We start from the raw sequence: 12,135 nt of genomic DNA on the forward strand, positions 1-12,135 counted from the left end.
AGAGGTTATTCTCCTCGTAGGTCTCGATGATCTTTTGTCGCAAGTCTAAAGAATAGGGCTTCATCGGGTCGTGGCTCCTGCCTAGGTCTATAATTTATTGTCCTCTTCTATTGTACCTCATGCAAGTGCATACCGCTATATCAACCTCTGCTGTCCAGATAGGAACCTCCTCTCCCCACTGTTTCAGCAACCAGGACGCTGACAGCCTTATCTGTGCTTTTTCCTTCTCATTTTCGAGTAAATTTCTCAACTTTTCTCGGCTTAAAAATGATTTGTTAGTTGCTTCTTTTTCTAAAGCTTGACAGTCTAAATCATCAATATCTGGCCTTCTCATATAAGAACGCAACTCCTCCTGGCTACTAGCTTGGAGAAACTCTTTAGCCAATTGCTTAGTCCCCACCGTGTCTTGATATTCTTGCAGAATTTTCTCTGCATCTGCTAACTTGTCACCCGACCACAAATAATACTGGGATTTGTGACTTTTTTGCCAATTTCGGGCATCTTCATACACTTGTTTGGCTAATTCTCTACCCTTGCGAGTTTCGGTTCGCCACAGATTCAGGTTGTCCCACTTTTCAATTAAAGCTTCATGGGCCAAATCTACCCAAGCTTCTTCTTCTCGTTCAGTTTTTCCCGTTACTAAAAGGCGACCTTTTACTAATCCTTGTTTTCCTTCAATCAGTTCTTTTAAAACTTTTTTTCCTTCTCGATTATCTCCAGCTAAAGACAAGATAAAGGCTTTCGGTTGACGCAATCTGGTATCTTTTTCCCCATCTCCTATTTGCAGAAGATTCAAGAAAATTCGCTTGATTAAAGTTTTCTCGTCTTCCGTTCGCTCCTGCTGCGGTGAGTCTTTTTCATAATCCCTGTAGTGGTAAACTTTATCTGCATGACAATTTAACTCTCCTACTATCCCACCTATCGCCTGGTAAGCATCTAAAGTAACCTGATACTTTGCTTCATCTCGCCTCTGCCAAAGCTGGGTTAAAGCAAACTCTAATAATGGTAAAAATCCGGGTTCTTGTTTAATATCTTCAAGGATTTTATTGAGCAATTCTTTCGTAACTTCATAGCCTTGCAGTTTGGCTGGTTCGGTGATAGCTTCTAGCAAATCTAATCCCCTTAGACCTGGCAGGTATTCGGCGTTATTTTGAATCAATTTTCGCAAAGAATCGTAACGCAAACAGGGTTCAATGAAATCCGCCCTCATGGTAGCGACAACTGCCAGAGGAGAGTCTGGAATTGTGGCAACTTGAGTAATCAATTCAATAAAGCGCGAGCGCTCGCGCTCGCGCTCTTTCTCTGGATCAAAAGTGAATAATTCCTCAAATTGATCTACCACCAGCAAGAATTTGTGTTCGCGGGGAAAAAGTTCTAATAGCGGGTTTAAGCCTTCGCTGGCTGGATTATTGATACATTCATCCAGCAATTTTTCGCAATCTGGAAAATAGGATAACAGTAGGCTTTCTAACTTTGACAACGGCTTAAATCCAGGCTTGATCGGTTCGAGAATGTGCCATCCTAATTCTTCCAACCAGGGTATCAATCCCGCCAGAACTACCGAAGATTTACCACTTCCAGAAGCACCAATCAGAGGGACAAAATTTAGCCGATCCAGCTTAGATTTGATGTCTTCTACTACTCGCTTGCGTCCGAAGAAAAATGGGCGTTCTTTCTTAGTAAACGCCAGCAATCCTTGATAGGGACAGCGCAATTCTCCCTTCTCATCTAGTAACGGTTTCACTTCTTTAACTTGAGGTTGCGCCCCATATTTGACCAGAATTAGCGATCGCCCAACTCCCATGCGAATCGGTTCTTGACCCTTCCCTCGCAATTCCCGCGAAACAAAATCAAACAGGCGATCGACACTAATTTCTCCCGTTTTTGGGTCCGCCTCTTTTTGGGACAATCCCTTCAGTAAAGCGGCGGTGAACAAACTGTATTCCTCATCTTGCCAAGCTTGCTGTTGTGACCGACAGGCGGCGATCAGGTAGTAATCTTGCTTCTCCTTAAACGCTGAGAGGCTAGGTTCCAGCAAAGTGCGATTTTCCGGATTTTCGGGCAATAACGCCCCTGCAACGCAACAGTCTAGCATTACCACCAGATTACTCAAACTAGAACGCCGTAATAAAGGATTGAGTTCTCGGTCTAAAGAAATGGCATTTTTGCCGTCGGGTTGGCTATCGGAGGTGGCGAGATAGGCTTCCCCGTCACCGATGCGATTGATCAGGCGAAACCCGTGTCCTGAAAAGTAGATCAAGACTTCTTGATTTTTGGTCTGCTCTCCCGATAAGATTTGCTTTAAGGCTTGCAAGACTTCATTCCCCGTTACCTTTCCTGGAACAACTTCGTAGCGTTTTTCTGCGGCAATCCAGCGATTGGGTAGGCGTTCTACATTCTCAAATGTCTTGGTATTCTCCAAGAATTGAGCAACAGCTTCTGCATCTTGGGCGGGTTTGCTCAAAGATGGCAGGGAATCGTAATCGTTAATGCCGATGACGAGGGCGTACCAAACCATAGACAGTCAGCAAGGGATAGAAATATTTTTTATATTAGGTTATTTTTTGGTAAACTGCAAGGAAAGCATAGGCCCTCCCTTAGATGACCTTTTCGGCTCTTCTCGACTTTGTGTGATAATTTTTGCTTATGGAATCGTGAAATGCTTACTGGGCAAGACTTTTAGGACTATTTTGCTGATATTCTATCAGTATAGACCCCGTTTCCACACAGAAACCAGAAGAGCCCCTTTTCTTATCACCACAAGTATGGGAGAGCCAAGAAATAGTTAAGAAAAAAGTTAATTTTCAATTTTTGCATTATTTATGACTCGACTAACTCCGATCCAAATTGACGAAAACACTCTAATTTATATAGAGTCCACCGATGACCTGGAAATTCCGACCGAGACATTAAAAACCGAGGGAAGAGTTGCTAAAGGGGTAATTAATGTACCAGATAAACAGCAAATTTTACAGAATTTTCAGACAATTGAAGATACAATTCGTACTTACACTACTTACACTTTAAACGCTTTTCGCAATTTAGCCATTGCCAACATTGAGGAAGTCACTTTACAATTTGGTGTGGAAATCGGCGGTGAGGTAGGAATCCCTTATATTACCAAAGGAACCGCTAAAAGTAATTTAAATATTACGGTTAAGTGTACCTTTCCTAAGCCGCCGAACTCGTCTGATTGATGGTTCAATCTTTAACGTTTTCTGGTTTTTCCATATATTCCCAAAATAAGAGAGCCAAATAATCTTGATTAAGGTCTCTGGTCTTGATTTTGGGGATAACTGGGGAATAGATCTCTGGGGAAATCCTCGGCACTTAAACAGGTTTGTAAAGCTTGGGAGGGATTATTTTTGTCCACATCACGACTGACAGCGATAACGCACTCGGAAAAGCGACCGGGTAATAAACTTTGACGACAGGAATCTAAAACCTGTCTAGAAATCCCTAATTTATCAGGTTCCTTGGCTGTTTCGGTTTGTTTGAGGGAATTAGTGGCAAATAAGGGGGCAGCGCGATGGATATCGACTACACAATTACCTAGGTCAATAGGACGACGCACTTGAAAACAAGCTTGCAGGGCCAGATTACCATCGATCGGGGTTTTGGATTTAATCATCACCACACACCGGGATAATTCTTTAGGAATTAATGCTTCTGAACAAGCGGTGGCGGCATCTTCGGGACTGACTCCCGTGCCGACAATCTGACTGATACAGGCACTGAATTGATTATTGTTGCCAAATGCGATCGCTGTTCGGTTCATTTCTACTAAGCCAAGGGAAATAGTAGCGATCGCGCTCCAACTAGCAATTTTTTTAATATGGTTTTTCATCGTTCGCTCACACCGAGGATTTTAAGGCTAACTGGCCTTGATTTTAACAGATTCACGGGCAATGGGGGAATGGGGAGATGGGGAGATGGGGAGATGGGGAGATGGGGAGATGGGGTAGGGTTGATTCATGAATCAACCCTACCTTGAATCAACCCTAGGGAGATGGGGGGATAGGGAATGGGGGAATTCAACTAATACCCCAAAACCCTAAAACCCCAACCCCTAACACCCAAGGATCAAAATTAGTATTCTGGTACAGTGGAATCGACTTCGCGACTCCAGGCACTGATGCCACCTTTGACGTTAATTCCTTCGATACCTGCCTCTTTGAGGATAGCGAGGGCCTTAGCGGAACGTCCCCCCATCTTACAATGGGCGATGAGACGATAACCGTTGACTAATTCCTTAATTTTGGGAATTGCCGCACCATTCTCGATATCGGGTAGGGGAATTAACACCGAGTTGGGGATATTAGCGATTTGGTACTCGTTGGGATTACGCACATCGATGAGAATGTAATCATTGGCATTGCTGTCAATTAGTGCTTTTAACTCTACTACGGTCATTTCTGTCATTTTTTGCTGTTCTGCTGCTTCTTGTGCCTTCGCTTGCGGGATACCGCAGAATTGTTCGTAATCAATTAATTTTTCAATGACGGGACGGATGGGATTCGGGCGCAATTTTAACTCACGGAATTTCATTTCCCAAGCATTGTAAAGCAGTAAACGACCACTAAGGGTATCCGGTGCGCCGAGGATAATTTTAATGGCTTCTGTGGCTTGAATTGTGCCGATTACTCCGGGTAAAACTCCTAAAACACCGCCTTCCGCACAGGAGGGAACCATCCCCGGTGGTGGCGGTTCGGGATAGAGATCGCGGTAGTTGGGACCGCCTTGGTAGTTAAAAACGGTTGCTTGTCCTTCAAAGCGGAAAATTGAGCCATAAACGTTGGGTTTGTCGAGAAGAACACAAGCATCATTAGTCAGATAACGGGTGGGGAAATTATCCGTCCCGTCGATGACTACATCATAGGGGGCTAAAATGTCAAGGGCATTTTCGGAACTTATGCGGGTTTCGTACAAATCCACCTGACAATAGGGGTTAATTTCTAGAATTCTGTCCTTAGCGGAAACAATTTTCGGTTTACCTACCCAAGAAGTGCCGTGAATAATTTGACGTTGCAGATTGGAACTATCGACGATATCGAAGTCAACAATACCGATTCTACCGATGCCAGCCGCCGCTAGATAGAGTAAAAGCGGGGAACCGAGTCCCCCGGTGCCGATGCAGAGAACACTGGCGGCTTTTAGTTTTTTTTGACCTTCTAAGCCCACTTCGGGCAGAATAATGTGTCGAGAGTAGCGTTGAACCTCCTCTTTGGAAAGTTCGATCGCCGCGAGATTAGGATTTAGCATAGATTGGGTAAATAGTGAAACCTCACTCGATTCGGGCTAGAATTTCGTCTCAGCACGGTTTAGAGACAAAAATCAGGAAGACTCGATCGCTTCCTGGATTTTTAATTCTTTCTATGCCTATGATAGTGTGAGGGTCTGGCTCCGTGTTGTTAATATTAGTTAACTTTCCCCTGCTACTTGGGCGCGGTATTCACTAGCGGAGAGGGTATCAGCCAAGGCAGTATCGGGATTTTCTACCCGCACTTTTAATAACCAACCCTCCCCGTGGGGATCATCGGCAATTAATTCGGGGGAGTCAATCATCGCTTGATTGCGATCGACTACGGTCCCCGAGACGGGAGGATAAAGATCTTCTACCGCTTTTACCGATTCGATCGTGCCGAAACTACTACCTACTTCCAGCGCCTCTCCCAATTCGGGCAATTCTAGAAACACGATATCACCCAATTGATCGACGGCAAAAGCACTAATTCCCAAGGTAGCGATTTCACCTTCGAGTCTGACGTATTCGTGGGTTTCTAGGTATCTCAAATCCTCGGGATATTCCAGTTCCATCGTCTGTCTCTAAATATTTACAGCATCAGTTAGTTTACTAGATCTCTTGGGGAAAATGTTCATCGGCTAGGGCTGTTTTATTGCCGATCGCTGCCTAGGGTTTGGTGAAAAAGTTTTTCCTGGTGGCAGGGTGTGGGGTGTGGGGTGTGGGGTGTAGGGTTTTACCGATTTTGAGGAGGTCAATTACCTAATTTTCAGGGAAAAAGTCCCTAAAATTTTCCCCCCATCACTCCAAGGGTCGGCACTTTTTGAGGGAAAAAAAGTCTGAAAACCTTATCCAACCAAGTTTTTAGATTTATTCAGCCAACCCTACCTAGACAAAATTAATTACACCGATCGAACCCTGATTAAACAGCTAGAATTGGTCTAGGTTGATCGGGGAACACCGGAACACTGGAACAATAACCGGTTTAAATACCTCCTAGCCTACTTAAGTAGGGAGGCACAATTATTTGTAGGATGGGTTAGCGGTAGCGTAACCCATGCGGGCGTTGGGTTTCATGCTTCAACCCAACCTACGTTCATCTTATATTTAATTCCACCCACCCACTTATGTTAAATTCCATCTTAGAGCCTCGTGGTGGCGAACATCAAACCATAAGAGCCTTTTTTGAGCCAAAAAACATCGCTGTGGTGGGATTTAATCGCCAAAATCCCCAACTCGATCGCACTCTTTTAAATAATCTCCATCATAATCCCGGTCAGCACCGTCTTTATCTAGTTAATCCTCACCCCGAAAACTGGCTCGATCTTCCCAGCTATAGCAGTTTACCAGATATCCAGGCGGCGATCGATCTGGTAATTATCACCGCCCCCGCTCCCGAAATTCCCGCTATTATCGCCCAATCTGTCGAAAAACAGGTTAAATGCGCCCTGATTCTCTCCACGGGTTTTCGGGAAACCGGCCAGATGGGGGAAAATTTACTCAGGGAAATTAAAGCGATCGCTGGTCAAAAATTACGCATCATCGGTCCCCATAGCTCAGGAATCTGCAATATAAGACAAAATCTTAACGCCACCTTTTCCCCCATCCTGCCGAAAACCGGTTCAATTGCCCTGATTAGTCAAAGTGGCGCGATCGCTGCTGCCGTGCTTGATTGGAGTTTAAGCGAAAATGTCGGTTTTAGTCACTTTATCTCCCTCGGAGTCCTTTTAGATGTGGATTGGGGCGAATTACTCTATTATTTGGGAGACGATCCCCAAACCAAAAGCATCGTTATCTACTTGGAATCCCTGAATAATGCCCGCTCTTTTCTGTCCTCAGCCCGAGAAGTTGCCCTAAATAAACCAATTATCGCCATTAGTCGCCACAGTACCGACTTTGACCCCACTTCTCTTTCCCATGCTGGCAAATTGACCAGCGATCAGCTAACTCTCTCCGCTGCCTTTGCTCGCTGTGGCATCGTGGAAGTACAAAGACTGGCCGATCTCTTGAATATCACGCAAGTTTTAGCGAAAATTCCCCGATTTCCCCGGGGAAAACGCTTGACAATCATCAGCAATGGTGTTGCTCCCGCTCTTTTAGCGGCCTCGGCTTTACTGGCGGAAGATGGACAACTGGCAACCCTTACCCCCGCAACGATCGAAAAACTAGCTCCTCTTGTTCCCGCGGATATTGTCCCCCAAAATCCCATCGATCTGCGTCGCGGCAGCGATCCCGATAGCTACGCTCGCGCCCTAGAGATCGCTTTAGCGGATGCACATACCGACGCGGTGTTGATGATTCTCTCGCCTCGCTTTAACACCGATCTGCGAGAAATTGCCCGTAGCATCGCCTCAATCGCTCAAAATAGCAAAAAACCCATTTTAGCAAGTTTGATGGGGGGAGAGGGCATTGCAGAGGGAGTAGCGTTATTAAATCAGCAGGGTATCCCCACCTATCGCTATCCCGATTCGGCGGCCCGGGTGTTTAATTTGCTCTGGAAATATGAAGAGAATCTGCGCGGTCTTTATCAAACGCCAATTTTAACCAATTCTCAGGAAAATGGCTCCGATCGAGTTTTAGTTAGCCAGATTATCGAGCAAGCAGGGGATAGAACAATTCTCAGTGAGCCAGAGTCTTTAGATATACTCAAAGCTTATGGAATCCCTGTTATTGTCACTAAAATTGCTGAAAGTGCCGCAGAAGCAGTTAATCTCGCTGAATCTCTCGGTTATCCCGTGGTGATGAAACTGCATTCCCAGACGATTATCCATAAAAGCGCGGTGGGTGGGGTACAATTGCCGCTTTTTTCCTCTATGGCAGTGGCACAAGCATATCAGGCGATCGAAGCTAATATTACCGCACAAGTGGGTGGGGAGCATTTTCTCGGGGTGAGTATTCAACCGATGTTAGAAATCGATCGAGGATATGAGTTAATTATCGGCTCTAATTACGATGATCAGTGCGGACCGGTGATAATTTTCGGTACTGGCGGCCGTTTAGTCGATATTTTTCAAGATTACGCCACCGCTCTACCTCCTTTAAATACTAATCTCGCTCGCCGACTTTTAGAAAAAACCAAGATTTATCGGGCTTTTAACGGGACAAATGGGCTTAAATCGCTTAATTTAGCGAATTTGGAGCAAATAATCGTTAGATTTAGCCACCTGGTTAGTGAACAACCTCGCATTAAAACTATCGATATTAATCCCTTTTTTGCCGATTCAGAGCAATTAATCGCCCTTTCCGCCTCTATCCTTCTTCATCCTCCAACTACTCCCCCAGAAAAGTTATCTCATCCGGCGATTCGTCCCTATCCCGAACATTATATAGGTCCTTGGACGACGAAAAGAGGATTAAAGGTGCTAATTCGTCCGATTCGGGCAGCGGATGAGCCTTTAGTGCGACAATTTCACCATTATCTCTCGGAAGAAACCATTTATTATCGTTATTTTCATCTTGTCAATCTCGATCGCCAAACCGCTTATGATCGTCTTACGCGCATTTGTTTTATCGACTACGATCGAGTAATGAGCTTAGTGGTAGAGATTAATAACGATCAGACGGAAGAGCCAGAAATTATCGCTATAGGACGCTTAAATAAACTGCATGGCGTTAATGTGGCGGAATTTGACCTATTAGTTAGGGATGACTATCAAGGTCAGGGTATTGGTACTGAATTACTACAGCGTTTGGTCACTATTGGCAAAAAGGAAGGATTAGAGGGAATTGAAGGGGAAATTTTAAGTGATAACCGCGCTATGCAGATGATAGCCGCTAAAGTGGGGTTTTCTCTCTATAAAACTGCCGATTTTGTCAAAGTGGAACTTGAATTATGAAGCCTTTTTTGATAAGCTGATCACTAATTCTCTGGCTGAATTGTTTGGGCTAATCCTTGCTCTAAAGTAAAGGGAGGTTGCCAATTCAGGGTTTTTTGAATATAGCTAGAGTCAACGGCAAGAGAACCAAGCAAGCGATCGATATTATAGCTGTTAAAAGGGAGATTTTTCCCTGTTATGGATTCTACTCTATCACCCAGATAACCTAAGAATCTAAGTAAGGTAGTGGGGACGGGCAGCAATCGACAGGGTTGTTGAATTTGTTGAGCAATGAGTCGAATTAATTGGGGAGTCGAAACAGCTTGGTTATCGCTAATTAAAAAGATTTGATTCGCGGCATTAGGATGATCTAAACAGGTAATAATGGCAGCAACCAAATTACCCACAAAGACAAAACTACGACGATTTTTGATCGCACCAAAAGGTAAAGGTAATCCCCGTTTAATTAGTTTCATCAAGCGCTCCATATTAGCACGATTGCCTAGTCCGTAAACGAGAGTAGGACGAAGGATTGTCCAAGTCATGTTACTATCTTTGGCGAGGTTAATTAAAGCTTGTTCTGCTTGCAGTTTACTACGACCATAGGGACTATCAGGGTGACAGGAAGAATTTTCGTTAAGAATATCATCACTTTCGGCAGCCATAGCATGAATAGAACTGACAAAAATAAAGTGCTTAACTCCCGCTTTTAGCGACTGCTTAACTAGGTTAATAGTCCCCTTCGTGTTAACTTTTATAAATGCTGCTTCTGGATTGGATATAGTCTCATGAAGGATATGAGCGCGTCCTGCTAGATGAATAACGGTATCAATGCCTAGCAATGCTTCTTGCCAATCGGTTATATCATCAATTTCACCCACCTGAATAGCCTTAATTGACAGGGCTGCAGGAAACTCAAATTTCTGGCGAATTGCAGCTGTTATCTGGCAGTTATGTTGATGTAAAATTGGCAGTAAGTTGCTGGCAATAAAGCCATTAGAACCTGTAACTAAAACGTTTTTCATTATTAATTATTCAATTAAGTTTAGTAAAGTTTCCAACCATGTTTATTGAAAAAATACACAGCCGATTGAGCAAAAACTATAGCCAGTTTAGTAGAGTTGTGCGCTCCTCTTGCCCAATGATGATAAATATTGACATGGGGATAAAGTATGGTTTTGTATTTTTTAGACATTCTGATGGTCAAATCATAATCTTCAAAATACATGAACATATTTTTATCAAAATAGCCAATATCATCTAAATATTTTCTGTTAAATAGCATAAAACAACCACTAATAATCGGTACTTCTATTATCTGGTTATAGCTGATATCTCGCATTTCATACCAGTCCAATCTCTTTTTAAAAAGAAATTGCATTTTTCGAGGAATAAAACGTCTAATAAATAAAGTCAAAACCGTAGGTTGACGCTTGCAAAGGTATTGGATGTCCCCGTTAGGGTAAGATATTTTTGGAGTAATCAATCCCACATCTTGATGCTTATCGAGGTAGTGAATAAGCTCAGTTATCACATTATTATCAAAATAAACATCTGGATTGATAACTAAATGATAGTCATAATTTTTGGCCTTAGTAATAGCTAGGTTATGTCCTTGACCAAAACCAGTATTGTTACCATTATTGAAGTAATAATCTATATCGTATTCCTGAAAATTATCAAAGATTTTTTTGAGTTCATCGGTGGGAGAATTATCTACTACTGATAAATTAATTTCTATGGGTGTGCTGAACAGAGATTTAATTGCTTGAATAACTATCTCTGGATCATTTTTGTAAAGGACAAGGGAGGCCGTAAGTTGCATAAATATCTAAAGCTATCTTTTACTAAAAAGAGTATCCAAACAATTCTATATCTTCCTTGAGATGTTCACTAATAATATTTTTAGTTTCTTCGTTATAATAACTCCTGTAGTCTCGCTGACGTTGAGGATTTTGATTGACGGTTGCTAGTTTTACTTTTGGTAACTTAAGCAATTATAGTATTCTCTCATAGTCTTTTTGTCAAGTTTCAAATATAGTTAAAACATTCCCAGTCATTTAAGATAATTTTTCTCAGAGATTTCTCCAAAGACGACAACGCTACTTTGGGATTACGGATAAAAAGAGAGTTGTATTTGCAGGAAATTAACATTTTATTCTCATCTCCAGTTGATTTTTTAGTGACAGTTATAGAACTACATTTTTTTTGCTATGATAACCTTCTGATCTTCAATTACATTGCGCGTCGAGTTTACTAGACGTATTTCAGCGTGAAAGCCACAACTTTCTAACCGTTCAGTTATATCCAATCCGTAATTTCTGAAGGCAAGAACTCTTCCCTGTCCTCGAATCCGATCGCCATGATACTCAGGTTCAAGCTGATGTATGATAGTCCCATCAGGCTGTAAGAAACATCTTTCAACTGTTTTCGGGTTATCTGATAAAGGCACGGTAAAAATAAAATATCCATCTTTTTTTAAGACTCTGTAAATTTCAGAAAAACCCTTGCTGTCATCAGGAACATGCTCAAAAACTTCGGTAGAAGTCACTAAATTAAAAGATTCGTCGTTGAGAAGAAGATTTTGAACGTCTTGACAGACAACAGAGTTCTTCATCAACCCTAGAGGTACATCATCAAAGTATTCAGAAAAGTATAAATTTTTAAATTTACCCTTTAAGAATTTATACAAAGCTCCGCGAGAAGACAACTCGTAAACAGAGGTACTGGTTGAAAAATTTAGAGATTCAATTGTCAAACCAACTGCTCTATGAATTTTAGTAGATCTACAGTTTAAACAACGAGTACCAAAATATCCTGGATGTATCCGAACCACCACAGAACCGCATAAATTACAAATCCCAATCATCTAAATAGAGCCTCCTTTTATTTTTATGTATGGTTATAGTTCATAATTTTTAATTAGCAGCAATTAATTTTTTGGTTCTTCGTTACTTGGTATGGTTCGATAGGGGGGCATAAATCGACTAAATCCTTATCTGGTAAGAGACTTAATTGATTAGTTTGCTCTAGAGCAAAAACAATTGACAAAAATCGCTAAATGCCTTTCTATGTAAG

At 42.4% G+C, this 12,135-nt stretch carries 11 protein-coding genes; 2 read left to right on the plus strand and 9 right to left on the minus strand.

Translation table 11 applies throughout. The annotated features are described in order from the left end of the window. Positions 1-94: 94 nt before the first annotated feature. Positions 95-2,518: a caspase family protein gene (locus tag PX482_RS06910; RefSeq protein ID WP_288094219.1), complete on the minus strand. Its 2,424-nt coding sequence runs from the start codon at positions 2,516-2,518 to the stop codon at positions 95-97. Positions 2,519-2,822: 304 nt separating this feature from the next. Here PX482_RS06910 and PX482_RS06915 point away from each other — a divergent pair, with 304 nt between their 5' ends. Then, positions 2,823-3,197 (plus strand): CU044_2847 family protein, encoded by a 375-nt coding sequence (locus tag PX482_RS06915; protein ID WP_016516358.1) that lies wholly within the window; start codon positions 2,823-2,825, stop codon positions 3,195-3,197. Positions 3,198-3,265: 68 nt separating this feature from the next. Here PX482_RS06915 and PX482_RS06920 read toward each other — a convergent pair whose 3' ends face one another. The 3 genes from PX482_RS06920 to gcvH form a co-directional block, all read right to left on the minus strand. Beyond that, complete coding sequence (locus tag PX482_RS06920; RefSeq protein WP_288094218.1) at positions 3,266-3,847, minus strand: hypothetical protein; 582 nt, start codon at positions 3,845-3,847, stop codon at positions 3,266-3,268. A 242-nt stretch (positions 3,848-4,089) separates the two neighbouring features. Continuing rightward, the gene (gene moeB, locus PX482_RS06925) at positions 4,090-5,262 is read right to left on the minus strand and encodes a molybdopterin-synthase adenylyltransferase MoeB (protein WP_043998707.1); all 1,173 of its coding nucleotides are present in this window, start codon (positions 5,260-5,262) and stop codon (positions 4,090-4,092) included. Between the two features lie 159 nt (positions 5,263-5,421). Next, positions 5,422-5,817 carry a glycine cleavage system protein GcvH gene (gcvH, locus tag PX482_RS06930; RefSeq protein ID WP_002737085.1) on the minus strand — a complete coding sequence of 132 codons (396 nt, stop codon included), beginning with the start codon at positions 5,815-5,817 and terminating at the stop codon, positions 5,422-5,424. Between the two features lie 552 nt (positions 5,818-6,369). On the opposite strand from gcvH, the gene PX482_RS06940 reads away from it, so the two are divergent. After that, entirely contained in the window at positions 6,370-9,078 is a 2,709-nt protein-coding gene (locus PX482_RS06940) for a bifunctional acetate--CoA ligase family protein/GNAT family N-acetyltransferase (RefSeq protein WP_288094216.1), read from the plus strand. 23 nt (positions 9,079-9,101) lie between these two features. Here the strand turns inward: PX482_RS06940 and PX482_RS06945 are convergent, their stop codons facing one another. The 5 genes from PX482_RS06945 to PX482_RS06965 form a co-directional block, all read right to left on the minus strand. Next, positions 9,102-10,082, minus strand: a complete 981-nt coding sequence (locus PX482_RS06945) for an NAD-dependent epimerase/dehydratase family protein (RefSeq protein ID WP_002758877.1) — start codon at positions 10,080-10,082, stop codon at positions 9,102-9,104. 20 nt (positions 10,083-10,102) lie between these two features. Beyond that, positions 10,103-10,882, minus strand: coding sequence for a glycosyltransferase (locus tag PX482_RS06950; protein WP_002758876.1), 780 nt, complete (start codon positions 10,880-10,882; stop codon positions 10,103-10,105). Between the two features lie 22 nt (positions 10,883-10,904). Beyond that, entirely contained in the window at positions 10,905-11,054 is a 150-nt protein-coding gene (locus PX482_RS06955) for a hypothetical protein (protein WP_249264849.1), read from the minus strand. 200 nt (positions 11,055-11,254) lie between these two features. Continuing rightward, positions 11,255-11,926 (minus strand): class I SAM-dependent methyltransferase, encoded by a 672-nt coding sequence (locus PX482_RS06960; protein ID WP_002758875.1) that lies wholly within the window; start codon positions 11,924-11,926, stop codon positions 11,255-11,257. A gap of 53 nt (positions 11,927-11,979) precedes the next feature. Continuing rightward, a complete protein-coding gene (locus PX482_RS06965; RefSeq protein ID WP_288094221.1) occupies positions 11,980-12,108 on the minus strand; it encodes a hypothetical protein in 129 nt (42 codons plus the stop codon). Between the last annotated feature and the right edge of the window lie 27 nt (positions 12,109-12,135).

The sequence above is a fragment of the Microcystis sp. M53602_WE12 genome, from assembly GCF_030065455.1.
Classification (GTDB): domain Bacteria; phylum Cyanobacteriota; class Cyanobacteriia; order Cyanobacteriales; family Microcystaceae; genus Microcystis; species Microcystis aeruginosa.